Source organism: Clostridium algidicarnis DSM 15099 (genome assembly GCF_002934235.1).
Taxonomy (GTDB): domain Bacteria; phylum Bacillota; class Clostridia; order Clostridiales; family Clostridiaceae; genus Clostridium_L; species Clostridium_L algidicarnis.
Map to the genome: position 1 here is coordinate 22,161 of NZ_PTIS01000014.1, position 24,614 is coordinate 46,774.

At 30.0% G+C, this 24,614-nt stretch carries 23 protein-coding genes; 5 read left to right on the plus strand and 18 right to left on the minus strand.

The window, feature by feature from the left end:
- The first annotated feature begins 232 nt into the window (after positions 1-232).
- Positions 233-2,371 carry a DNA helicase RecQ gene (recQ, locus tag BD821_RS09760; protein WP_104410324.1) on the plus strand — a complete coding sequence of 713 codons (2,139 nt, stop codon included), beginning with the start codon at positions 233-235 and terminating at the stop codon, positions 2,369-2,371.
- Positions 2,372-2,520: 149 nt separating this feature from the next.
- On the opposite strand, the gene BD821_RS13460 is transcribed toward recQ, so the two are convergent.
- From BD821_RS13460 to BD821_RS09800, 10 genes are all read right to left on the minus strand, one after another.
- Positions 2,521-2,664: a hypothetical protein gene (locus tag BD821_RS13460; protein WP_169994113.1), complete on the minus strand. Its 144-nt coding sequence runs from the start codon at positions 2,662-2,664 to the stop codon at positions 2,521-2,523.
- 57 nt (positions 2,665-2,721) lie between these two features.
- The gene (locus BD821_RS09765) at positions 2,722-4,023 is read right to left on the minus strand and encodes a tetratricopeptide repeat protein (RefSeq protein WP_104410325.1); all 1,302 of its coding nucleotides are present in this window, start codon (positions 4,021-4,023) and stop codon (positions 2,722-2,724) included.
- 384 nt (positions 4,024-4,407) lie between these two features.
- Positions 4,408-4,557, minus strand: a complete 150-nt coding sequence (locus tag BD821_RS13465; protein ID WP_169994116.1) for a hypothetical protein — start codon at positions 4,555-4,557, stop codon at positions 4,408-4,410.
- A 57-nt stretch (positions 4,558-4,614) separates the two neighbouring features.
- A complete protein-coding gene (locus tag BD821_RS09770; RefSeq protein ID WP_104410326.1) occupies positions 4,615-5,916 on the minus strand; it encodes a helix-turn-helix transcriptional regulator in 1,302 nt (433 codons plus the stop codon).
- A 328-nt stretch (positions 5,917-6,244) separates the two neighbouring features.
- Positions 6,245-7,357 (minus strand): metal ABC transporter permease, encoded by a 1,113-nt coding sequence (locus BD821_RS09775; protein WP_104410327.1) that lies wholly within the window; start codon positions 7,355-7,357, stop codon positions 6,245-6,247.
- Positions 7,358-8,323 carry a metal ABC transporter permease gene (locus BD821_RS09780; protein ID WP_104410328.1) on the minus strand — a complete coding sequence of 322 codons (966 nt, stop codon included), beginning with the start codon at positions 8,321-8,323 and terminating at the stop codon, positions 7,358-7,360.
- 9 nt (positions 8,324-8,332) lie between these two features.
- Positions 8,333-9,034: a metal ABC transporter ATP-binding protein gene (locus BD821_RS09785; RefSeq protein WP_242971488.1), complete on the minus strand. Its 702-nt coding sequence runs from the start codon at positions 9,032-9,034 to the stop codon at positions 8,333-8,335.
- Between the two features lie 133 nt (positions 9,035-9,167).
- Positions 9,168-10,109 carry a metal ABC transporter solute-binding protein, Zn/Mn family gene (locus BD821_RS09790; protein ID WP_104410330.1) on the minus strand — a complete coding sequence of 314 codons (942 nt, stop codon included), beginning with the start codon at positions 10,107-10,109 and terminating at the stop codon, positions 9,168-9,170.
- Between the two features lie 14 nt (positions 10,110-10,123).
- Complete coding sequence (locus tag BD821_RS09795; RefSeq protein ID WP_029452055.1) at positions 10,124-10,759, minus strand: metal-dependent transcriptional regulator; 636 nt, start codon at positions 10,757-10,759, stop codon at positions 10,124-10,126.
- A 306-nt stretch (positions 10,760-11,065) separates the two neighbouring features.
- A complete protein-coding gene (locus BD821_RS09800; RefSeq protein ID WP_029452054.1) occupies positions 11,066-11,248 on the minus strand; it encodes a hypothetical protein in 183 nt (60 codons plus the stop codon).
- A 234-nt stretch (positions 11,249-11,482) separates the two neighbouring features.
- Here BD821_RS09800 and BD821_RS09805 point away from each other — a divergent pair, with 234 nt between their 5' ends.
- The gene (locus tag BD821_RS09805) at positions 11,483-11,926 is read left to right on the plus strand and encodes a hypothetical protein (protein ID WP_104410331.1); all 444 of its coding nucleotides are present in this window, start codon (positions 11,483-11,485) and stop codon (positions 11,924-11,926) included.
- A 78-nt stretch (positions 11,927-12,004) separates the two neighbouring features.
- Here BD821_RS09805 and BD821_RS13470 read toward each other — a convergent pair whose 3' ends face one another.
- A complete protein-coding gene (locus BD821_RS13470) occupies positions 12,005-12,163 on the minus strand; it encodes a hypothetical protein (protein WP_157469619.1) in 159 nt (52 codons plus the stop codon).
- Positions 12,164-12,389: 226 nt separating this feature from the next.
- Between BD821_RS13470 and BD821_RS09810 the strand changes: the two genes are divergently transcribed.
- Positions 12,390-13,343 (plus strand): 2-hydroxyacid dehydrogenase, encoded by a 954-nt coding sequence (locus BD821_RS09810; protein WP_104410332.1) that lies wholly within the window; start codon positions 12,390-12,392, stop codon positions 13,341-13,343.
- Between the two features lie 25 nt (positions 13,344-13,368).
- Here the strand turns inward: BD821_RS09810 and BD821_RS09815 are convergent, their stop codons facing one another.
- The 5 genes from BD821_RS09815 to BD821_RS09835 all read right to left on the minus strand — a co-directional run bounded on the left by BD821_RS09815 (position 13,369) and on the right by BD821_RS09835 (position 18,643).
- Positions 13,369-14,151, minus strand: coding sequence for a Cof-type HAD-IIB family hydrolase (locus BD821_RS09815; RefSeq protein WP_104410371.1), 783 nt, complete (start codon positions 14,149-14,151; stop codon positions 13,369-13,371).
- Positions 14,152-14,287: 136 nt separating this feature from the next.
- Positions 14,288-16,669 carry an HAD-IC family P-type ATPase gene (locus tag BD821_RS09820; RefSeq protein ID WP_104410372.1) on the minus strand — a complete coding sequence of 794 codons (2,382 nt, stop codon included), beginning with the start codon at positions 16,667-16,669 and terminating at the stop codon, positions 14,288-14,290.
- A gap of 384 nt (positions 16,670-17,053) precedes the next feature.
- Positions 17,054-17,506, minus strand: a complete 453-nt coding sequence (locus tag BD821_RS09825) for a YtxH domain-containing protein (protein WP_104410333.1) — start codon at positions 17,504-17,506, stop codon at positions 17,054-17,056.
- Between the two features lie 56 nt (positions 17,507-17,562).
- Positions 17,563-17,817 (minus strand): GlsB/YeaQ/YmgE family stress response membrane protein, encoded by a 255-nt coding sequence (locus tag BD821_RS09830; RefSeq protein ID WP_104410334.1) that lies wholly within the window; start codon positions 17,815-17,817, stop codon positions 17,563-17,565.
- Between the two features lie 217 nt (positions 17,818-18,034).
- Positions 18,035-18,643 carry a histidine phosphatase family protein gene (locus BD821_RS09835; RefSeq protein ID WP_104410335.1) on the minus strand — a complete coding sequence of 203 codons (609 nt, stop codon included), beginning with the start codon at positions 18,641-18,643 and terminating at the stop codon, positions 18,035-18,037.
- Between the two features lie 245 nt (positions 18,644-18,888).
- On the opposite strand from BD821_RS09835, the gene gltS reads away from it, so the two are divergent.
- Complete coding sequence (gltS, locus tag BD821_RS09840; protein WP_104410336.1) at positions 18,889-20,073, plus strand: sodium/glutamate symporter; 1,185 nt, start codon at positions 18,889-18,891, stop codon at positions 20,071-20,073.
- A 178-nt stretch (positions 20,074-20,251) separates the two neighbouring features.
- Here gltS and BD821_RS09845 read toward each other — a convergent pair whose 3' ends face one another.
- Together BD821_RS09845 and BD821_RS09850 are read right to left on the minus strand one after the other, a co-directional pair.
- Positions 20,252-21,061, minus strand: a complete 810-nt coding sequence (locus BD821_RS09845; RefSeq protein WP_104410337.1) for an ABC transporter permease — start codon at positions 21,059-21,061, stop codon at positions 20,252-20,254.
- Positions 21,058-21,951, minus strand: coding sequence for an ABC transporter ATP-binding protein (locus BD821_RS09850; protein ID WP_104410338.1), 894 nt, complete (start codon positions 21,949-21,951; stop codon positions 21,058-21,060). The genes BD821_RS09845 and BD821_RS09850 overlap by 4 nt, the downstream gene beginning before the upstream one ends.
- Positions 21,952-22,372: 421 nt before the next feature.
- Here BD821_RS09850 and BD821_RS09855 point away from each other — a divergent pair, with 421 nt between their 5' ends.
- Positions 22,373-24,598, plus strand: a complete 2,226-nt coding sequence (locus BD821_RS09855) for a ribonucleoside-diphosphate reductase subunit alpha (RefSeq protein WP_423236762.1) — start codon at positions 22,373-22,375, stop codon at positions 24,596-24,598.
- Positions 24,599-24,614 lie beyond the last annotated feature (16 nt).

A 24,614-nucleotide genomic window follows, 5' to 3' on the forward strand; every position in this document is an offset into this window, starting at 1 on the left:
AATAAATTTAAGCATCTAAATAAATTTTACTTAACTTTGTTGATTATCTTTATTAAAATCTGTCAATAATTAAAAGAGTTTCATTGTGATTATTAAATTACCTAAACAATATTTCTCTTAATATAAGTTAGCGCTTGATTGGTTCATAAAGAATGTGGTGATAAATGCCTATAAGTTCCTATTAATATAAGTTATTGCTTAAGCTAAATATAAATTAAAATGAGGCGTGTAAATGTATAAAAATGAAACATTAAATTTATTAAAAACCTACTTTGGTTATGAAAATTTTAAAAAGGGCCAAGGCGAGGCCATAGATAGTATCATAAATGGGAAAGATAGCTTTGTTGTTATGCCTACGGGAGCTGGTAAGTCCTTATGTTATCAGATACCAGCCTTAGTTTTAGACGGAATAACCTTGGTTATATCCCCTTTGATTTCACTTATGAAAGACCAAGTTGATGGACTTAATAGTTTAGGCATTGGGGCTACCTACATAAATAGCACCCTGTCTAAAGCCCAGGTAGAAGAAAGAGTTTTAGATATATCTAAAGACAAATATAAATTAGTCTATCTCGCACCAGAAGGCCTTGATAATATTAATTACCTTTTTAGAAATATAGATATAAAAATACCCTTAATTGCTGTAGATGAAGCTCACTGCGTATCAAAGTGGGGTCATGACTTTAGACCAAGTTATAGAAATGTTAATAGTTTTATAAGTACAATTAACCCAAGACCTACAGTACTTGCATGTACAGCTACTGCAACAGACCTAGTTCAAAAAGATGTAATAAGCTTATTAGATTTACATGATCCTAATATGTTTTTTACCGGTTTTGATAGACCTAATTTAAACTTCAAAGTATTCAGGGGTGAAAATAAGGAAACCTTTATTTTAAACTATCTATCTAATAAAAGAGATGAAAGTGGAATAATCTACACATCTACAAGAAAAGAAACAGAGCAATTATATAATTTACTGAATAAAAATGGATACAAGACAGGTATGTATCATGCTGGTTTATCTGAAAATATTAGAAAAGAAATGCAAGAAAGCTTTATGTATGAAAACTTAAATTTAATGATAGCCACCAATGCCTTTGGTATGGGTATAGATAAATCTAATGTACGTTTTGTAATACATTATTCTATTCCAAAAAACTTAGAGGCCTATTACCAAGAAGCTGGTCGTGCTGGTCGTGACGGTGAGCCTAGTGAGTGTGTACTTTTATTTAACAACAAAGACATACAAACTCAAAAGTACTTTATAGACACCTCTCCTATGGATGAGGATAAAAAGTTTCAAGATTATAATAACCTTAGAACAATGGTTGACTACTCTTACACTCAAAAGTGTCTTAGACAATTTATATTAGAATACTTTGGTGAAAAGGATGTCCCTGATAGTTGCAATAATTGCAGCAGTTGTACTAATGAAATTGAATTAAAGGATATAACTACAGAAGCTCAAATGATTTTTTCTTGTGTATATAGAGCAGGCGAACGTTATGGAGTTAATCTTATTATAGATATATTAAAAGGATCTCAAAATCAAAAAGTATTAAGATTTGGTTTAGATAAACTATCTACCTATGGACTTATGAAAAAATATGACAGGAAGTTTTTAGATGAAGTTATAAATAAGTTAATAGCTGATGGATACCTTCTTATGACTAGTGAGCAGTATCCATTATTAAAATTAACCTCTAAATCAAAACTAGCATTAAAAAATAAAGAAAGTATATCCATTCAAATAGTAAAATTAGAAAAGTCTGTAGAAAAGGATGATACACTATTTGAGTTATTAAGAGCTTTAAGAAAATCCATATCAGTAGAGCTTAGTATTCCGCCTTATGTAGTATTCCCAGACTTCACCTTAAAGGAACTAAGTTCAAAACTACCATTAACTGAGGCTGAATTTGGGGAAATTAAAGGTGTTGGTAAGACCAAGCTTGAAAAGTATGGTGATAGGTTCTTAAATTTAATAAAAGAATATGTGGAAGAAAATCAAATAGTTCGAGATAATACAACCGTTTCATCACAAATAACTTCTAACACTGTAATCATAAAAGATAAGGCTAAAAGTCATCACGAAAGTTACAATCTATATAAAGAAGGACTTAACTTAAATGATATTGCCGCTACAAGAAACTTAAGCTCTGTAACTATTCAAAAACATATTATGGATTGCTTTTTAGAAGGCATGGACGTGGACCTAGATGATTTTATACCAAAGGACAGCGAAGGATATATATTAGAAGCCATAAACAAAGTAGGTGCTGAAAAGTTAAAACCAATTAAGGATGAGCTCTCCCCTGACATAGATTATATGGCTATAAAAGCAGTTATTTTAAAGCATAAAATGGCTTAGCTCTCTAGTTAATGTACATGCTATCTTAAAAGAAATAAATTCAAAAGTTTAAGAATAATATTAAAGCTATATCTAAACATACTACTATTATATTGAATTCAACAAAAGACCTGATAATTAAATGTCAGGTCTTTTTTATTATGCTAAACTTAAATGTTTATGTTATATTCTATTACTGCCATCTCAGGTTCTGGGGGCTCTCCTGCTCTAGTAACCGGTATAATAGCGCTAGTTATAATTATAGTTCCTAAAATAAGGGTTAGAATAGATTTAGTTAATACATTTTTCTTCATAATACTACCTCCCATAACATATTATTTTATATTAATAAAGAAGCTTCTATTATAATATTACAATATATTTGAAATTAAGTCAATACTTTCATTGATTTTATCCATATATTCACCTACAACTTCATAATTTTTCAAATTAATCTCAAGCTTTATAAGCCCACTTAACCCGTATATTCTTTCTTTTGTGTTCTTATTAATTTCAGCAGAATACAAAATACATCTATATGTTTTTCTTAACTTAATATAATCTTTTTGTTTCTTATAAATATCCTCTAAATATTTATATCCTTTATTTAAGTATTCATAATCATTGTACTCATTGCATAAATTTAAACCCTCATTAATTATATCTATAGCCTCATTGTATTCTTTTAAATCTATGTATACAATGGATTTCTCTATAAGAGTATGCGATAAACGAGACCTATCGTGTATACTTCTTAACTCTTGAGATTTACTAAAATATACTTTGCTTTCCTTGTATTCTTTATTTTTAAATAAAGCTACTGCTAAGTTATTATATATATTCCCTAAGATAATATTATTTTCTATATTTAAATTATCTTTTAAATCCCTATATATCTCTATGGATTTATTATAATCATCTATATCTTCATAACAAAGCGCTTCAATTATTCTTATTTTTATAAATATATTCTTTTCATCCTTAATATCTTTTCTTTCTTTAGCTTCTTTTATATACTGTAATGCTTTGTATACATTTTTCATATTAGAATACACTAAGGACATGTTATATAAGATTTTGTTATAGATTTTGTAATCATTCATGATATGAGATAATTCAATAGACTTATTAAAATAATATATGGCTTCATTATATTGTAATAACCTTAGTTTACATATACCCATATTATTTAAAATCAAAATCTTATATTCCATGATATTTTTTTGATCTATTATTTCCATGGCCTTATCATAATTTATAAACGCCTCAACAGCCTTAGCTTCATTTAAAAGTTTATCTCCAATCTTTTTATATACCATAATCATTACATTGTATATTTCATACTTGTTACAAATCCTTAAAATATCTAAATATTCTTCCATAGTAGAAGATTTCTCTAGTGACAATTTACAATACATTTCAGCATCTTCTTTAATGGTCCTTGAAAGATATTCTTCGTCAAAGCTTAAATCCATATCTATAGATTTAATTTTTGCATATTCTATTATATTTTGCATAAAACAAATAGCTGTAGCTTTACTGAAATGACGTTTTTCTTTTTCTACCATGCAAATAAACTCTCTTGTGACGCCTTCAATAACTAGATCTTTTTGAGTTAAATTTAGCTCAGTTCTCAAGTTTTTAAGCTTTTGTCCTTGACTTAGAAGTTTCAATGATATCATCCTTCCATCAATGAAGTTTTAGAGTATAAATATTTTTTAATACTCTCATCCATTATAATACATATTATCATATTACATCATATTATTCAAAATATTATTGAAATAGTTCTATATTTATCAAGTGATTCTTAGACTCAGGTGGAGTTTGCTTATAAGGAATACATCTCTCAATCTGAGTCTTAGAAGAACTTATCCAGGGCGTAGCAGCCGCCATCCCCCCCTTGAAGAGGAGAGGGGTGTTACGAATGGTAGCCATCGGATAAACTAAATTTTATCTTATATAACTAATGTATGTATAACTAAGCTTTACTTTAAAAGAGACTATTAAGATGATTGTTATATCATTTTAATAGTCTCTTTTTCATTATGCTAAGTTTAAATATTTATGTTATATTCTATTGTTGCCATTTCAGGATCTGGTGGTTCTCCTCCACCTGGTCCCCCAAATGGTTTTAAAACGCTAGTTGTAATTATAGTTCCTAGAACCATGGTTAGAATAAATTTAACTACTAGATTCTTTTTCAACAAAACACCTCCCATAACATATTATCTTATATTAATAAAGAAGCTTCTATTACCATATTACAATTTATTTGAAATTAAGTCAATGCTTTCATTAAGTATATCCATATATCCACCAATAACTTCATAATTCTTCAAACTAATCTCTAATTTTATAAGGCCACTTAACCCATAAATCTCTTCCTTTGCATTATTATTAATTTTAGCAAAATGCAAAATACCCTTATATATCTCTTTTAACTTATTATAATCCTTTTGTTTTTTATAAATATCCTCTAAATATTTATATCCTTTATTTAAGTATTCATAATCATTGTACTCATTGCATAAATTTAAACCTTTATTAATCATATCTATAGCATACTTATATTGCTTTGAATTTATATATATAATAGATTCATGTATAAAGGTCCTTGCTAAATGCGACCTATCATATATACTTCTTAGTTCCCCAGACTTACTAAAATAAACTTTGCTTTCCTCGTATTCTTTATTTTTAAATAATGATATACCTAAGTTATTATATATATTCCCTAGTATAACCTTATCCTCTATATTAAAATTATCCTTTAGATCCCTATATATCTCTATGGATTTATTATAATCATCTATATCTTCATAACAAAGCGCTTCAATTATTCTTATTTTTATAAATATATTCTTTTCATCCTTAATATCTTTTCTTTCTTTAGCTTCTTTTATATACTGTAATGCTTTGCATACATTTTTCATATTAGAATACACTAAAGACATGTTATATAAGATTTTATTATAGATTTTGTAATCATTCATGATATGAGATAAGTCCATAGACTTATTAAAATAATATATGGCTTCATTATATTGTAATAACCTTAGTTTACATATACCCATATTATTTAAAATCAAAATCTTATATTCCATGATATTTTTTTGATCTATTATTTCCATGCCTTTATCATAATTTATAAACGCCTCAACAGCCTTAGCTTCATTTAAAAGTTTATCTCCAATCTTTTTATATACCATAATCATCACATTGGATATTTCATACTTATTACAAATACTTAAAATATCTAAATATTCTTCCATAGTAGAAGATTTCTCTAGTGACAATTTACAATACATTTCAGCATCTTCTTTAATGGTCCTTGAAAGATATTCTTCATCAAAGCTTAAATCCATATCTATAGATTTAATTTTTGCGTATTCTATTATATTTTGCATAAAACAAATAGCTGTGGCTTTACTGAAATGCCGTTTTTCTTTTTCCACCATGCTAATAAATTCTCTTGTAACACCTTCAATAACTAGATCCTTTTGAGTTAAATTTAGCTTAGTCCTCAAATTTTTAAGCTTTTGTCCCTGACTTGGAATTTCCAATGACATCATCCTTCCAACAATGAAATATAAACATATAGTTATATATATTTTACAATACTATCTATGTAAAATATTAAATTTAATACATTTAAATCATGGTAATATATCCCTATTAGAAAGACTCACCTCTGTAAAATCATCTAATTATTGAAAGTCTTTCTTATATTCTTTTGTATTCCTTCATCAACGTTGCCTCTTTGTGAAAATAACTTTCGCTCCTCTCAAATACATTATAATCATTTTAACCTATTATTAAAGTTGTGTAATGCAAAAATAGGACTATTTTTATAAATAATCCTATTTTCATATAATAAATATATTAAGTTTTTTAAGCAATTTCTTTATAACTCATTATAGCATAAGATCTTCCCTCATCTGTTAATTTAATTATATCATCTTCTATAAATATCTTATCTTGCTCTTTAAGTCCCTTTATTATTGATTTTAAAAAGCCTTGTTCCCAGTGAAGATGTTCATGGATGCTATTAACTCCACATTCCCGCTTTTCGTTTTCTTCGCCTTCATGGTTATATAAATGAAATAACATGGACTTTTCTGCAAATTCTATTTTTTGGGACTTACGTCTTCTTATAATAGTTAAAAGTCCTGTGTCTTTTGCAAATATAAATACTAATAAAAATGTTATTCCAGTAAGAACAGCCATAGATCCTGCTATGGATACATCTAATCTTTGTGCAAATTGGTAGCCTAGTATAGCATTTATAGCTCCTATTAAAGCACTTAATATAATCATCTTTTTTAAATCATTGGTTAATAAATATGCTGTTACAGGGGGTCCTATCATAAATGCAATTACTAAGATAGATCCTACAGCTTCAAAGGCTCCCACTGCTGTTATTGATACTATAGTCATTAAACTATAATGTAAAAGAGCTGGTGCAAATCCCAAAACTGCTGCTAGAGCTGGATCAAAGGTTACTACCTTAAGCTCTTTGAAAAATACTATTATGAATATTAAATTTATAATAAGAATAGCTCCCATGGAATACATACCCTTAGCTCCTATATCCATCCCACCTATTTTCATACGGTTAAATGGTGCAAAGGCAAGCTCTCCTAATAATACTGAATCTGTATCTAAATGAACTGAACCTGCATATTTAGAAATCATTATTATTGCTATACTGAAAAGTAGTGGAAATACAATCCCTATAGCTGAATCCTCCGATACAAGTTTAGTGCTATTAAGCATTTCAGTTAAAAATACAGTTAGAACACCTACGAGAGCTGCTCCTACTATTAAAAGTGGAGATGTTAATCTATGAGTTATGAAAAATGCTATTACAATTCCAAGTAATATAGTATGAGTTATAGCATCTGACATCATAGACATCTTTCTTAATACTAAGAATACTCCTGGGAGGGAACAAGCTACAGCCACCATTACTGCTATAATTTGAATTTCTAATTGTGGTGTCATTTACTTTCCCTCCTTCATAACATTTATTTTTATAGGACTTTCAGGATTTTCACCTTTTTGTCTTCTATAAAAGTAATCTTTTATTTCTTTTTCGTTTTTCTTGTTTCTAAAATACTTCCATATAAGACCTCTATTAGGTGCAAAGGTTAAACTTATAATTACAATTACACTTATAACTATTACTATAGTAGGTCCTGTTGGTAATTTAGGAACAACTGAACTTATTATAGTTCCAATAACTCCAGATATAGCACCAAATATTGCTGATAATACTACCATTAAAGAGAGTTTATCTGTCCACTGCCTTGCAGCTACTGCTGGTGCTATTAACATGGCACTCATTAATATAACCCCTACAGTTTGAAGGCCTACAATAATTGAAGTTACTATCATAGCTGAAAGTAATATATTAATCTTTTTAGTAGGGAATCCAAGACTTTCAGCAAACTCCTCATCAAAGGATATTATTTTAAATTCTTTCCAGAAAATTATAACTAATGATATTAATATAATTCCTAAAATAGCCATTACTCTAACATCTCTTTTTAATAAGGTGGATGCTTGCCCAAATATAAATTTATCAAGACCTGCTTGATTGGCATTTGGAATTTTTTGAATGTAAGTTAAAAGTACAATTCCTGCTCCAAAGAACACTGATAATACAAGAGCTAGTGCGCTATCGAATTTAATTTTAGAGTATTTAACTATAGATATAATTAAATATGTAGATATAAATCCAGCGATAAGTGCTCCTAAAAGTAGTACTTCAATTTTTTTACTTTGTGTAAATAAGAAGGCTAAAGCAATTCCAGGAAGGGCTGAGTGAGAAACTGCATCACCTAAAAGACTCTGCTTTTTTATAACGGCAAAGCTTCCAAGTACGCCACTTATTACCCCTAAAAGTGCTGCCCCTAGTGACACTGTTTGTAATGTATAATCTGTTAAAATAAGTTGCAATATATCCAAGTTTCTCACCTACCTTTTTAAAATTTCACCCTTGCTCTTATATGTCTTATTTATATTTTGCTCTGTAAATACTTCTTCTACAGGTCCACTTGCTATAATTTGAGTGCTTAATAATGTGACCCAGTCAAAATATTCTTTAACTGTTTGAAGATCATGGTGAACAACTATTACAGTCTTACCTCTATCTTTTAATTCTTTTAAAAGAGAAATTATAGCTTTTTCTGTTATGGCATCTACCCCTTGAAAAGGCTCATCCATAAAGTATATATCCGCTTCTTGAACTAAAGCTCTTGCAAGAAATACTCTTTGTTTTTGACCACCTGATAACTGACTTATTTGCCTATTTATAAAATCCTTCATTCCTACCTTTTCTAATGCTTCCACTGCCTTTTCTTTATCTTTTTTGGTTGGGCGCTTCACCCATCCTAATGACCCATATCTCCCCATAAGTACTACATCTAATACATCTGTTGGGAAGTCCCAATCTACACTGCCACTTTGAGGCACGTAGCCTATATTCTTTCTTTCTTCTTTATAAGACCTACCATTAAATGTAACCTTGCCCGATATTGGTTTTATTAAATTTAACATAGCCTTAATCAAGGTAGACTTACCTGCTCCATTAGGTCCTACTATTGCCATTAAAATTCCTTTAGGTATTTTAAGATCAACGTCCCATAAAACTGGTACAACCTGGTATGCTACTGTCATATCTTCTACTTCTATTATATAATCATTTGTGTCTATTTTATTTTTTAACACTTCTGACCTACTATTTTGTATTCCTAATTTATTATTTAATTTATCTATATTTATTTCTGACATCTTTAAATCCCCCTATCCTTTATTTTAAGGCATCTACAATGGTATCAATGTTGCTCTTAAATGTTCCTATATAAGTTTCAGCCTTACTTCCCTCATCGCCTATAGAGTCTGAATAAAGTTCTCCACCTATTTTCACATCAAATCCTTGAGCTTTAACTGCTTCTTGAAGGGCCTCGATATTTTTCTTAGGCACTGAGGATTCTATAAATACAGCCTTAATTTTACGTTCTACTATAAAGTTTGCAAGCTCTCTTACATCTGAAGTCCCAGCTTCTGAAGCTGTACTTATACCTTGGAGTCCTCTTACATCATATCCATAAGCTTTTCCAAAATAATTAAATGCATCATGTGCTGTTATAAGAACCCTATTTTCTTCTGGAAGTTCTAATGTTCTTTTCTTTATATATGCATCCAGTTCATCTAACTCTGCCAAATAACTTTTTAAATTCTCATCATATTCTTTTTCATGTTCTTTATCTAATTCTTTAAGTCCCTTTGCAAGCTCTTTAGATGCATCCTTCCAGATGTTAACATCAAACCAGATGTGAGGGTCATGTGAAATAGAAGCGTCTTGTGAGTTTAATAAATCTTCTTCCTTTACTCCATCAGCTACTGATACAATAAGCTTTCCTCCGCCATCTAACTTCTCGAATACCTCTCCCATCTTACCTTCCAAATGAAGTCCATTGTATACTACCATGTCGGCTTTTTGCATAAGACTTACATCTCCAGCACTAGCCTTATATAAATGGGGATCCACTCCTGGTCCCATAAGTCCCTTAACCTCTACATAATCCCCACCGATGGATTTTGTCATATCACTAAGCATTGTAGTTGTTGTAACAACGTTATATTTTCCCTTTTTTCCTCCAGAATTATTATCACCTTTTGATGGTGCACATCCTGAAATAAAGATTGCAATAATAGATAAAACTAATATAGAACTTAATACCTTTTTCATGGTTATTCCTCCTTTTAATCTACAAAAATGTTGTTTGCAGCTTCTTTTCCTATAATTATATCTTTTTCATTTTTCCTTAAAGTAATAGGTCCATTATAGGGTGCTAAATCTACCACCTTAATTTCATCTCCAATATTTAAACCTAGACTATCTACATATTGTAAAAGCTGTCTTTCGTCAAATACACGCCTTATTGTAGTTTCTTCCCCTACATCTAAAGTATCTAGAGTTCTGTATTTTGATAGACCTATTTCATTTTGAAATATAGGACTACCATGAGGACAAGCCTTTGGATAATTAAGATATTTATCTAATCGCTTTTCTAACTTTAAGTTAGTTACATGTTCAAGCTTTTCTGCCTCTTCATTTACCTCATGCCAACTATATCCAAGATGTTCAACAAGCAAAACCTCCCATAGCCTATGCCTTCTTATAACACTTATGGCTTCCTTTTTCCCATATTCAGTAAGTCTTATACCCTTGTATGGAGTATATTCAAGATATCCTTCATCTAAAAGTTTTTTGATCATCTCACTTACAGAAGGTGCCGAAACCCCTAATACTTTAGCTATCTCTTTATTATTAACTTGCTTTCTATGTCCCCCAAGGTTATAAACAGCCTTTAAATAATCTTCTTTATTATCCGTCATAAATTATTCCACCTTTATGTGTTTAAAAGTTTAGGTATACCTAACTTAATATTATAATACCACCTAATCCTTCAACTGTGAATAGTAATTAATAATAATTATTATTATTCATAATTTATTCACATCCTTATTAAGTTACCTAAAGTTTTTTTATAAAACGCGAAAAAATATACCCTACAGCCAAGGCTATTTAAAGTCCTTGCTATAGGGTATATCTTCATATTAAAGTAGGATATCTAGAAACCATACTTTAATATATTATTTATTATAGGCAACTTGTGTTTTGTTACCCAACTATTAATTGCGCTATATTTTAACTATCTTACTTATTATAGCATCTTCAATTAATTCACTTTTACTAAATCCTTTTTTAAAAAATCTTATTTGTTTATATTTAATTCCATTCATCTCAAAATCCAAAACATCTATTCTATCGCCTTTATAAATAACCGGTTCTTTCTCATCCTTTAAAAAAACTTGAACTTCCATTTAGCCACCTTCTTCATTGTAGTTTAAATACATTATATTACTAATTTCATGAAAATACAAAACACTATTTAAATCTTCTATAATATTGTAAACAACTTATATTTTATATTGAAAATAAAATAACTTTTAACTTAGATATATCCTGTAATTCCATAAAATAAAGTAAATTCAAACTGAATTTTAAAATATATTGAATAGTTTAAGGAAACACTATATCTAAGGTAGGTGATTTAAATGTTAAAAAAGATGGTTATTATTTTAGTTCTTATACTTTCTTTTCCTATAGAAGCCTTCTCTATTGAAACTATAAACATTGAAATTTTTAATGTAGATAATGGCTCTGTTATAATCAATACTTGCTCTAATGTAAGTATTCAAAATCAAGTTAAAACATATCTAAAAAAGATAACTGGAGTTTATGCTAAATTAAATCCTGTTCCAGATGATGGATATATGATTAAAATTCCCTTAGAATATCCTTTAGAAATAAAAAATCAATGGGTACATTCCTTTGTAGATGAAGTTGTAATTATATTGCCAAAAGGTGAGTCTCCTTATCTTTTAATTTTTGATAATAAGGATAATCCTCTTTTCTTTACTTTTAAGGGAAATATAAATAAACTCTTGGAAAGTTTAAACTTTGACATAAGCTCCAACAAAGATATTTTTATCAATTGATTTAAGTTTTGGTGTCTTAAAAAATATATATTGAAATCAACTTAAAGTTAACTTAATGTAAATCTATAAGCTACTAATTTATCTTTTATTTTTAACAGGCTTTTTTATTCCATAAATATTCATAAATAAATTTTCGAATGATTCTTTATCCCCTAAAAGTTTAAAGAAAAAATATGCTAAAGTTATTAAAATACTATTTGTGATTCTCTCTAATGAATTATATTCTTTTCTTCTCATAATAATCCTCCTACTTTCAACATAAATTATAATCTTATTACATAAACCTTTCTATGTTGTATAATTATAAGCATACAGTAAGATTGTATAAAATGTAATACTTATATCCTATATTTTACGAAATGTTAATAATAGATTTTTAATTATTACACTTTAGAGTTATAATATTCATAGTTACAACCTATATACTGTTAATTTAAAGAAATTTTATAAGGGGGATTTTTAAATGAGAATAGTAGTATTAGAACCTTTAGGTCTTACAGGCGAGGAACTTTTAGAAATTGGAGGTTCTTTGATAGATCTTGGACACGAAATAACTTCTTATGGAAATAGACCAGAAAATGAAGAGGAACTTATTGAACGAATTGAAGGAGCTGATGTATTAATTGTTGCAAATATGCCCCTTAGTTCAAAGGCTATAGCTTCAAATCCTAATATAAAGATGATTTCCGTAGCTTTTACTGGCGTGGATCATATAGACATGGAAACTTGCAGAAAAAATAATATAATGGTATGTAATGCCGCTGGCTATAGTACATATTCTGTAGCTGAACTTACCTTTGGGCTTATACTTTCTGTACTTAGAAATATAGTTCCTTTAAATGAAGTTACAAGAGAAGGTAAAAACAAAGATGGATTTAGTCAAAATGAACTTTATGGGAAAACCTTAGGAATTATAGGAACTGGATCTATTGGCACTAGAGTTGCTGAAATAGCTAAGGTCTTTGGATGTAACATCTTAGCTTACAGCCGAACTGAAAAGAAATCTTTAATAGATTCAGGAATTAAATATGTATCACTTAAAACCTTACTTTCAGATAGTGATATTGTATCTATTCATGTTCCATTAAACGAAGAAACCAAGGGACTAATAGGCAGGGATGAAATTTCTATTATGAAGCCTTCTGCCATACTCATAAATACAGCTAGAGGACCTATTGTAGATGAAGATGTTCTAGCAGAAGCCCTTGAAAATGATATAATTGCCGGTGCTGGAATTGATGTATTTAAAGTAGAGCCACCTCTACCTAAAGACCACCCATTATTAAAGTGTTCAAATACCGTAGTTACTCCTCATATAGCTTTTGCAACAGAGGAAGCCATTACAAGAAGAGCACATATAACCTTTGAAAATATAACAAAATTCCTTAAAGGAAATCCACAAAATATAATGAGGTAGGGCCTATGGCCCTTTTTCTTATTCCTTATATTATTTCTTTTATCTTTTCTAAAACTCCATTTTCCTTGTTACTTTTAGCTATAAATCTAGCATGTTTTTTTACTTCCTCTGGTGCATTTTCCATAGCATAGCTATAATAACCAGCTCCAAGCATTTCTATGTCATTAAAATAATCACCAAATACTGCAGTTTCTTTTTCATCTATATTAAACTTCTTTTGAATAAGCCTTATAGCCTCACCTTTATTTGCATCTAGGTTATATAAATCTAACCACTCAAAACTAGATACAGTAACCTTAAGTCTATCCTTCCATTTAGGGAAAATTATTTTATTAATATTTTCTGCAGCTCCACCTAAATCTAATATAGCAATCTTTAATATTTCATCTTTTATATTATTAAAATCTTTTACAATAGCCAGTTCTCTATAATACTTTTTAGCATGTTTTATGATATCTTCGCTATCTGTATTTATATATGCTGACTTTTTTCCACAAAGCACAGGGAAAACATCTTTGATTCCCTCCATATCTCTTAAGATTTCCTTAATATAATCCTTATCTATTGTATTAGCATAAAGCTCCTCACCTTCATACATTACAAGGGCTCCATTTTCAGCTACATATACTAAATCTTGTTTAATATCTTTAAATGCATGTTTTAATGTATAATACTGCCTTCCACTAGCAACCCCAAATCTTATGTCTTTATCTATAATACTTTTGAAAACTTCATTAAAATCTTTAGGCATATCACCCTTATCATCTAATAGCGTTCCATCCATATCTGTTACTATAAGCTTTATCATATATTTACTTCCTTCCCATTCCATATTATGGGTGCACCTCTGAGGTGCATCCTTTTTCTGGATGTACCTCAGAGGTGCACCCTTTTTTTGTATAGTATAATTCTATCATGGATTCATATTAAACATAATGTAATTATTATCCAAAGCGTCTTTGTAAAGGTTTCTCTACTAAAACTTTTGTGAATTTCATGATTAGTGGAGATATGCTTACTAATATTAAGGCTAAGATTAGATAATAAAAATTTACACTATAAATCATGAAGAATTTTCTTGAAATAGGAACTATTAAACTAAATATGAACACTAATATAGTAACTAAATTTAAGCCAAGCTTCACCTTTGTAAATGGCCTAGAAGCTTTAAATAATACGATAAGGCTAACTCCTCCCATAACTATAACTGCAAGTGTTCTACACTGTTCAATTGGAAGCTTATTATAGTACGATACAAGAAATACCACTATGGTTGTTACGGCTACAGCTACTCCATTAGGTATAGATTCTTTTAGTACCCTTTTAAAGAAGCCTTGTTTTACCACATCACAGTTAGGCTCTAAGGCTAAGAAAAATGAAGGTATTCCTATGGTTATACTTCCAATTAGGGTAAGTTGTATTGGCATTATAGGATAAGGAATAAATAGTATGCAAAATACTATTGACATAATAATTGAATATATCATCTTACTCAAAAAAAGATTTGAAGCCTTTTCTATGTTATTAATTATCCGTCTTCCTTCTGCAACTACATGGGGAAGTGCATTAAAATTAGAATCTAAAAGAACTAATTGAGCTACAGCCTTAGATGCATCACTTCCAGATGCCATGGCAATACCGCAGTCTGCTTGCTTTAATGCTAATACATCATTTACTCCATCTCCAGTCATAGCTACAGTCTTTTTGTCTCTTTGAAGAGCTTTTATTATAGCCTTTTTTTGGTGAGGAGTGGTTCTACCAAATACAGTAGTCCTATTTACTACCTTTGCTAATTCCTCTTCATTTTCAGGGAGTTCTCTTGAATCTATATAGTTTTCTGCACTTTTCAATCCTGCCTTTTTAGAAACACAAGATACTGTAACAGGGTTATCTCCTGAAATTATCTTTATGTCTACCTTTTGTTTTTCAAAATAGTTTAAAGTTTCCTTTGCATCCTCCCTTATTATGTCCTCAAATAATATAAGAGATACAGCCTCTACGTCTTTAGACAATTCATCAGTTAAATCCCCGCTATTTATTTTAGCTAATATTAAAACTCTCCTGCCATTTTTAGCTTCAGTTTCTACAACTTCTCTAAACTCTTCATACTTTTCGCCAAGAATAATTTCAGGAGCTCCTATTAACCACTTTTCACCTGTAGCAAATTCAACTCCACTCCACTTTTTAGCTGAATTAAAAGGAATGCATTTATTTATCTTAACTTCTTTATTTTTGCTATACTTTTCTTTTATTGCCCCTAAAGTTGCATTAGAGCTGCCAAAAGATGTAGATATAACACTTAAAACCTCTTCTATAGACTTCACATCATTATTATTTAACGGTACTATTTCCTCTAGCTTTAATTTCCCTTCAGTTATAGTCCCAGTCTTATCTAAACATAAGGTATCAACCCTTGCTAATATTTCTGTAGCAGGTAATTCCTGAACTAACGTCTTCCACTTAGATAACCTTACTATAGATACTATAAACGCTGTAGTTATAAGAAGTACGAGTCCCTCTGGAATCATTCCTACAACTCCTGATACAGCACTTATAACAGCTTGTTTCCAATCTCTATCTGTATTTATAAGCTGAGTTAATATAAGCAAAGTCCCTATAGGTAATATAATTTTTATTGTAACTTTTAGTATCTTATCCATCATTAATTGTAGTTCTGATTTAGCAAGTTTAAACTTTTTTGCTTCCCTTGCAAGTTTTGCTGCATAGGTGTTTGGACCTACATGAGTAGCTCTAACAAGGCCAGTTCCTCCAAGCACTAAACTTCCTGCAAGTACAGTATCCCCCTTGCACTTTTTAATAGATTCGGACTCACCTGTAAGAAGTGATTCATCAACTTCTAGGCACTGTTCAGTTAAAACCTTTGAGTCTACAACTATTTGCTCGCCTTCGCTTAAAGATATTACATCATCTAAAACTACATGTTCTACAGCTATATTATCTTTAACACCATTTCTTATAACTGTTACTGTGATGGCATTAAGCATAGAAAGCCTTTCGACTACCTTTTTTGCATTAAGTTCTTGGATTATACCTACCAGGGAATTGGTTATTATTACCCCTGCAAAAAGCCCGTTTTTAGGGGATCCTGCTGCAATTACAATTATTAAAAGAATTAAATTTATTCCATTAAATAATGTAAATAAATTTCCTCTTATTATATTCCATACACTCTTTGAGGAGGTATTGGTATTTTTATTAACCTTTCCCTCCCTAACTCTCTTCTTTACATCATAATCAGTTAAACCTAAATGCTCATCATTATTTTTAATATCTCTTTTAGACCTTTTTCTTCCTATTCTTCTCATATATAAACTACCATTATTAATCATTAGTTTCCTCCTAATTAAATCCATTCAAAACCTCTATTCTAATTATATTTAGTCTCTACTTATCTTGTGTAAAAATATTTATTTTAAAGTTTTAATTTTAATTTCATGTGAAAATTCATGCTTTAATATTATACTATGATATACAGGTAACTTTTCAAGTGTTTTTGGAATATTTAAGGAATATTTTAGATATCCTATTTACTTACAATTTCTTTTATTTACTAAAAAAAAATTATATATTAGTTAAAATAAGTATTAATATGTTTTTCAATACTTATTTTAATACAACAATATAACAAAAAAAGATTCTGGAATTAACCAGAATCTTTTTAAATATCTTAAAATCATGAATATCTTATATTACTTCTTTTCTTCTACATGATCTTTTATTTTGGCTTTTGCTTCATTATAATTTTTCTTAGCATCATCTTTTGTATCTTCTACAGCTTTTTTTGTTTCCTCTGAAGCTTCTTTTGTAACATCCTTAATTTCTTCAACTGTATCTTTTGCTATATTTTTAGTTTGCTTTGCCTTGTCTTTTACTATCTCTTTTGTTTCTTCCGCTTTATCTTTAAAATCATTAGTTTTAGTTTTTATATTAGTTCTTAATTCTTCAGCTCTATCTTTAACTCCATCATTTAAATCTTTACCTACCTTTTTTATATCCTTCCTAGTATCTTTACCAGACTTTGGAGCTAGTAGCACTCCTGCTGCTATTCCAGCTACGGTACCTGCTAATACATTTGTGGTAGTTTCCATTGCCTTTTTTCTCTTTTGTTTTTTTATTGTTTTATCTATCATTGATTTTAACATAGTATAAAACCTCCTAAGATCTTGTTAATGTTATAAACTTACAGTAAACTCAATACCTACTTTTTTCTTCTTAAAGCATTAATTATAAATAATAGAATAACGGCTCCAACTATTGCTACTAATATACTCCATATATTAAATCCTGTGACACCTTGTCCTCCTACCATTCCAAATACGAAACCACCTATAGAAGCTCCTACAATACCCACAAGAATGTTTGCTAATGCTCCCATTTCACCGTCATTACCTGTAATCATACTTGCTATCCATCCTGATAATGCTCCTAGTATAATCCATGAAAGAATACTCATAATTAATACCTCCTTAGTAAAAGTTTATTGAAACAGTTATTAATTCTTAGTATAATGACTTGTAATTAATAACTATTATATTATCAGAATATTACATATTGTCGCAATAGTCAAGCATGCCAAATACCTCTATGATTAATCATATTCTATTAAATTCAATATACTTCCTTATGCTCCTTCTTCCTAAATAGTATAGTTTACTCCATTTTTATACACATTACTGCTTTAGATGAGAAACATCGGCTTCTAATAATACCTTTATTTCTTTATTTATTACCTCTAAAATTGTAAGGCTTGTATTGTTAATAAATGGAAGATTCCAAAAATCCTTTACATCATTTCCCTTAACAATTATGGAAATGGCTTTTATAACACAAGTGTGTGTAACTATTAAAATATTTTCATGATTTTCATCTTTAATAATATTATTTAAGCCCTTTTCTACCCTTTTGATTAATTCTAAAAAGCTTTCTCCCCCTTGAGATTCAAATGATTCAGGATGTTCTCTAAAATTATTATATTGAATGGGATATTTTTCTTTTATCTCTTCATGTGTCATACCTTCCCAAAGCCCTAAATTCAATTCTTTTAATGAGTCATCTAGAATTATTTTTGTATTATCATCCTGCCGAATATATTTTGCTGTATCTAGAGCTCTTCCTAAAGGACTGCTATAAATACAATCAAAATCTATATCTTTTAAACTCTCTCCAAGACTTCTAGCATCACTTATTCCTCTTTGTGTCAAATCAGAATTTTTGAATCCTTGCATCCTCCCTTCTATATTCCATTTTGTTTCCCCATGTCTAGCTATGTATATATTCACTGCTCTGTTCATCTCCTTAAATCATTATTAATACTTCAATTATAGTTCAAATTTAAAATTTATGTGAGAAAACTTGTAGGAGCATTTTACCTTAGATTCTCTTATAATTCATACATTATATCTAGGATATTGCAAAAACTATATAATAGTTGAAATAAATAATCATGTTGTAATATATTCTTATTTATCTTTTGCAAGTTTTAATATATAATCTTGCATATATGAAAATAGAAAGGTGGCTCGTTATGAACATAAAATTAGATATGATACAAACTGTTGCACTAGCTATTGGTGTGTACTATTTAGGACTATGGCTAAAAAATAGGGTTTCATTATTAGAAAGATTTTGTATCCCTGTACCCTTAATTGGTGGAATCATTTTTGCCTTACTTAATTTTGTTTTAACACAAAATAACCTTGTTGTATTAACCTTAGATACAACTCTTCAAAATGTATTTATGACAATGTTCTTTACCACCATAGGCCTTGGTGCCAGCTTAAAACTTATAAAAAAGGGTGGTGTAAAAGTAATAATATTTTTCCTTTTAGCCCTTACCTTAGTTATACTCCAAGACGTAGTAGGTATTATTATAGCTAAAATGCTTAATGAAAGTCCTCTTTTAGGACTTATTGCAGGCTCTATCACTATGACAGGTGGGCATGGTACTGGAGCTACCTTTGGAGCCTTATTTGAAAAAAACGCTGGTTTTACTGGAGGTACAACTATAGCTATGGCTTCTGCTACCTTTGGGATAATTATGGGAAGCTTAATTGGTGGACCTATAGCAAAACGCCTTATAACTAAAAATAATTTAACCCCTACAAATCATGACTTTATAGGTCACCACGAATCTTCAAATAATCCTATTGATTATAATGAATTATTTAAAACTACTGCTATAATTATAATTTCCATGGCTCTAGGATCTGTCCTTGAAGGACTCCTTAAAAGGATTAATATAACATTACCTTCTTATATTAATGCCATGATAATTGCAGCTATAATTTTAAACGTTGGAAAAGGTACTGGAAAATTGCATGTTAACGAGGAATGTTCAGAAATCATCGGTAATATATCTTTAAATATATTTTTATCCATGGTTTTAATAAATCTTGAAATATGGCAATTAAAAGGTATGGTAGGCTCTTTACTTATAATATTAATTGCCCAATCCATACTTATGATTGTTTTTTCATATTTTATTACCTTTAGATTCATGGGAAGTGATTACGATGCTGCTGTTATTGCTGCTGGTCACTGTGGGTTTGGAATGGGTTCTACACCAAATGGTATAGCTAATATGGAAGCTATTACAGAAAAATATGGTCTGTCCCCAAAAGCCTTTTTCATACTTCCTATAGTGGGTGCTTTTCTAATAGATTTTTCTAACTCTATCGTTATAACTGTATTTGTAAATTTATTAACATAATCACTTATATTCGTAATATAAGTGAAAAATATATCAATATCTTAAATTAGTGCTTTTAAAATGCTTTAAGTAAGCCCCTAACATCATGATATAATCCACACCTATTAATGTGTGGTAATTATAATCATAGATTTTAAGACTTCCTTAAAATTTATCTTCTTAGTATGCTTTCTACAGGCTATATAAATAAGGTTCCTAAAACTAACGGGCTTAAAGCTATTAACGCTATAAATTTATTTTTGGATTCAGATGTATTATTATTATCTAGTCTAAAAAGATAAAAGGACAATAAATAACTCAGTATTCCTGTAAGTACTAGTATACCAATAGAATATATTGGGTTAAAAAGACCCCTTTCATGAACTGATAAAGCCTTAAATGCATCCATGCCATAAGTGGTTGGAATCAACTTAGAAAACCCCTTAATAGATTTTGGTAAAGCATCTGATGGAAACATAAGCCCACCAATAAGCATAGAAGGTAAAAATAATACTTGTGCATAAATTACTGTAACCGATGTATTGTCAGATATTGTTCCTATAAGAATGGCTAATCCAGAGCAAGCAATAGACATTGCAATAAACATTAATATTAAAGCGCCAATGTCTTCTATATGCTTTACATGAAATAAGATAGGCGCACTTATTATTATAATTATAGTAACTATAAAAGCATGAAAGATAGTTGAGATAACTTGTGTTGCTAATATGGAAAACTTAGATATACCATTAATTTTATAACTTCTTAGTATACCATTGTTTCTAAATGTAACTAAGGTATTTGGCATGCCTAAAATAGTACTTACCAATATAGTAAACATAACCATAGATGGAATTAGCATATCTTTGTATTCAGGATTTAATTTAGGCATTATTCCCCCAATCATCAAATAAAACCCAAGTGGAAATATATAATTCATAATTAATAAAGTCTTGTCCCTAAGGCCTGCCTTAAAATCAAATAAAAGATGTATTGCAAAAGTCTTCATATTCCACCTCCAAGTGAAGTTATTTCTAAGAATCGTTCCTCTAATGATGGTCTTTCTACTCTAAGATCTATTAGTACATCCTCCTTTGACTCAATTAAATTTATTATTTCCATTACCTTATATCCAGGCTTATCCGTATAAAAAATATGATACTCATCCATTGCTTTGCTAAAAATCCCCTCTAAACTATTGCCTAGAGTCCTAACAGATATTTTAGTTAAAGCTGACCCCTTAGCTGTTATCTCCTTTGGAGTACCTATAACCATTATCTTTCCTTTTAATAAAATTGCTATTCTATCAGCCATCTTCTCAGCTTCTACCATATCATGAGTTGCAAGTATTATAGTGGTTCCAGAATCTTTTAACTCTTTTATAATCTTATGAAGCTCAAATCTTGCCTTAACATCCAAGGCTGCTGTTGGTTCATCTAATATTAGAACTTTAGGATTATGGGCTACTGCTAAGGCTATGGCAAGCCGTCTTTTCTCTCCTCCTGAAAGAATATGATACTGTGATTTCAACTTGTCTCCAAGTCCTAACCTACTTAATAAATCATATCTTGGTTTAACCTTATGATATGATGAAAATAACTCCATAGATTCCTTAACTGTTATAGTATCTGGTAGTGATGAAGATTGAAGTTGCACACCTATAAGGTTTTTTATCTTCCTAGACTCTTTCCATGGATTTAGTCCTAAAACTTCCATGGTTCCAGAATCAATCATTCTTAGACCTTCAAGACATTCTAGCGTAGTAGTTTTACCTGCACCATTTGGACCAATTATCCCAAATATCTCACCACTCTTGACTTCAAAGCTAATTCCATCTACAGCTTTAAAGTCCCCATAACATTTACCGAAGTTATCTACCTTTATGATTATCTCACTCATAAATACCTCCTAATTATATAATATTGTCCATAATATATATTATAATCTATCCTTGTAATATATTCTATCAAGTGAGTCTTAGAAGAACTTATCCAGGGGCGTAGCAGCCGTCATATCCCACCTTGAAGAGGAGAGGGGTGTTAGGTCTGGTAGCCATCGGATAAACTCTTATATAACCTGTAACCTTCGTTGATAATTATTACTTCATAATTACCATTATATATCGAGTCTAATATAAAGATTTAAAGCTAACCTACTATATTTAGCTTTTTCATGACTTTTCTAAGTTTACAAAAGTGTAGTTATTAATCTATAATAGCAATTGCATCTATATCTTGTGTTTTATTATTGTAATCCTACTAGATATAGTATATGTTTAGAGAGGGGCCTTACACACATGAAATATAAAATAAATTTTGAAATAGATAAATTAAATGAAATATGTGAATTTGCTTGTGAAGATATTTATAAAGAGAATGAAATTTATAATCCAAAAATACTTTTAAAATCCTTAGATAATGTTATCCGAGAAGGAATTAGTGACAAAGATTTGTTAAAATCCATAATTCAATGTGCTTTAGAGCTTACAAGTGCCTTAGAACCTAAGTGGGAATTTGCAGCTACAAAGCTTTATATGCATAATTTATATACAAAGGTTGCTAATAACAGAGGTATCACAAATAACGATACAGGATACAATAATTTGTATGACTTAATAAATAGCCTTACAGACATGGGCTTATATGGAAAGTACATATTAAAAAATTACAATAAAGAGGAAATTGATCAATTAGAAAAATATATAGTACCTAGTCGCGATTATTTATTTACCTATAGTGGGATAAATTTATTATACAAAAGGTATCTAATACAAAATGGAGACAAAAAGGTTCTAGAGCTTCCTCAAGAAATGTTTATGGGGATCTCTATGCACCTAGCTATGAAAGAAAAAAATAAATTATACTGGGCTAAAAGATTTTATGATATTCTTAGTACCTTAAAAGCCACTATGGCAACACCTACTATGTCCAATGCTAGAAAGCCTTATCATCAGCTTAGTTCATGCTTTATAGATACGGTTTCCGATAGTCTTCAAGGTATCTATAAAAGCCTTGATAACTTTGCTAAAGTATCAAAATTCGGTGGTGGTATGGGAATATACATGGGAAAGGTTAGAGCGCTAGGTTCAGACATAAGAAATTATAAGGGAGCCTCTGGTGGTGTTATTCCTTGGATTAAACTTTTTAACGATACAGCTATTGCCGTAGATCAACTAGGTATGAGAACTGGCAGTGTATCTATATGGTTAGATGCATGGCATAGAGATCTCCCAGAATTTTTGCAGCTTAAAACCAATAATGGAGACGATAGAAAAAAGGCTCACGATGTATTCCCTGGTATAGCTTATCCAGATTTATTTTGGAAGCTAGCTGAAAATGATATAAATGCTACTTGGTATATGATGTGCCCACATGAAATAAAAAAAGCAAAGGGATATGAACTTTGTGATTTTTATGGAGAAGAGTGGGAAAAAAGATATTATGAATGTATAGAAGATCCTAATATAGAAAAACGGGAGATTATAGTTAAAGATCTAGTAAAGCTTATAATAAAAAGTGCTTCAGAAACCGGAACACCTTTTACCTTTAATAGAGATATTGCAAATAAGCTAAACGCAAATAAACATAAGGGTATGATCTACTCCTCAAACCTTTGTACTGAAATAATGCAAAATATGAGTGCATTAGAATTCATTCAAGAAGAAATACAAGATGAAAACGGAGATACAATAATAATAGAAAAAAATAAGGCCGGTGACTTCGTTGTATGTAACCTGTCCTCCATAGTGCTTGGTCGTATTGATGTAACTGATGTTAAAGAGCTTGAACACATAGTAGAGACCCAAATTAGAGCCATGGACAACGTAATAGACTTAAACTACTACTCTGTACCCTACGCTAAAGTTACTAATGCATCTTATAGGTCTATTGGCCTTGGAACTAGTGGATATCATCATATGCTTGTTAACAATAATATAGCTTTTGAAAGTGATGAGCATATAGATTTTGTTGATAAACTTTATGAAGACATAAATTATTTTGCCATAAAGGCAAGTATGAACATAGCAAAAGAAAAGGGTGGATATAAATATTTTAAAGGATCCGACTTTCAAACTGGAGAGTATTTTGATTTAAGAAACTATAACTCAGACCGTTGGAATGATCTTAGATCTTTAGTAAGTAAAAATTCTATAAGAAATGCCTATCTTTTAGCTGTAGCACCTAATGGTTCTACCGCAGCCATTGCAGGTACAACAGAAGGTATAGATCCTATAATGAATAGATTTTACTTTGAGGAAAAGAAAGGTATAATAACACCAAAGGTAGCACCAGATATAAACGAGGAGAACTTTCATCTTTATAAATCCGCCTATGAAATAGACCAACATTGGTCTATAAAAGCTAATGCTACAAGGCAAAAACATATAGATCAAAGCCAGTCCTTTAACCTTTATATAACAACAAGCTACACCATGAGACAAATATTAAACCTTTATATAGATGCCTTTAAACAAGGAATTAAAAGTATATATTATGTTAGATCAAAATCCTTGGTTGTAGAAAGCTGCGAGAGTTGTTCTGTATAATTGGATAAAATAAATA

Excerpts from the sequence above, each read along its gene's own strand:
- BD821_RS09805 (WP_104410331.1), top strand. The coding sequence starts at position 11,483 with ATGTTAAAAAAGATGGTTATTATTTTAGTTCTTATACTTTCTTTTCCT.
- BD821_RS09825 (WP_104410333.1), bottom strand. The coding sequence starts at position 17,506 with ATGTTAAAATCAATGATAGATAAAACAATAAAAAAACAAAAGAGAAAA.
- BD821_RS13470 (WP_157469619.1), bottom strand. The coding sequence starts at position 12,163 with ATGAGAAGAAAAGAATATAATTCATTAGAGAGAATCACAAATAGTATT.
- recQ (WP_104410324.1), top strand. The coding sequence starts at position 233 with ATGTATAAAAATGAAACATTAAATTTATTAAAAACCTACTTTGGTTAT.
- BD821_RS09775 (WP_104410327.1), bottom strand. The coding sequence starts at position 7,357 with ATGACACCACAATTAGAAATTCAAATTATAGCAGTAATGGTGGCTGTA.
- BD821_RS09810 (WP_104410332.1), top strand. The coding sequence starts at position 12,390 with ATGAGAATAGTAGTATTAGAACCTTTAGGTCTTACAGGCGAGGAACTT.
- BD821_RS09785 (WP_242971488.1), bottom strand. The coding sequence starts at position 9,034 with ATGACAGTAGCATACCAGGTTGTACCAGTTTTATGGGACGTTGATCTT.
- BD821_RS09845 (WP_104410337.1), bottom strand. The coding sequence starts at position 21,061 with ATGAAGACTTTTGCAATACATCTTTTATTTGATTTTAAGGCAGGCCTT.
- BD821_RS09790 (WP_104410330.1), bottom strand. The coding sequence starts at position 10,109 with ATGAAAAAGGTATTAAGTTCTATATTAGTTTTATCTATTATTGCAATC.
- BD821_RS13460 (WP_169994113.1), bottom strand. The coding sequence starts at position 2,664 with ATGAAGAAAAATGTATTAACTAAATCTATTCTAACCCTTATTTTAGGA.
- BD821_RS09795 (WP_029452055.1), bottom strand. The coding sequence starts at position 10,759 with ATGACGGATAATAAAGAAGATTATTTAAAGGCTGTTTATAACCTTGGG.
- BD821_RS09820 (WP_104410372.1), bottom strand. The coding sequence starts at position 16,669 with ATGAGAAGAATAGGAAGAAAAAGGTCTAAAAGAGATATTAAAAATAAT.
- BD821_RS09800 (WP_029452054.1), bottom strand. The coding sequence starts at position 11,248 with ATGGAAGTTCAAGTTTTTTTAAAGGATGAGAAAGAACCGGTTATTTAT.
- BD821_RS09815 (WP_104410371.1), bottom strand. The coding sequence starts at position 14,151 with ATGATAAAGCTTATAGTAACAGATATGGATGGAACGCTATTAGATGAT.
- gltS (WP_104410336.1), top strand. The coding sequence starts at position 18,889 with ATGAACATAAAATTAGATATGATACAAACTGTTGCACTAGCTATTGGT.
- BD821_RS09850 (WP_104410338.1), bottom strand. The coding sequence starts at position 21,951 with ATGAGTGAGATAATCATAAAGGTAGATAACTTCGGTAAATGTTATGGG.
- BD821_RS09830 (WP_104410334.1), bottom strand. The coding sequence starts at position 17,817 with ATGAGTATTCTTTCATGGATTATACTAGGAGCATTATCAGGATGGATA.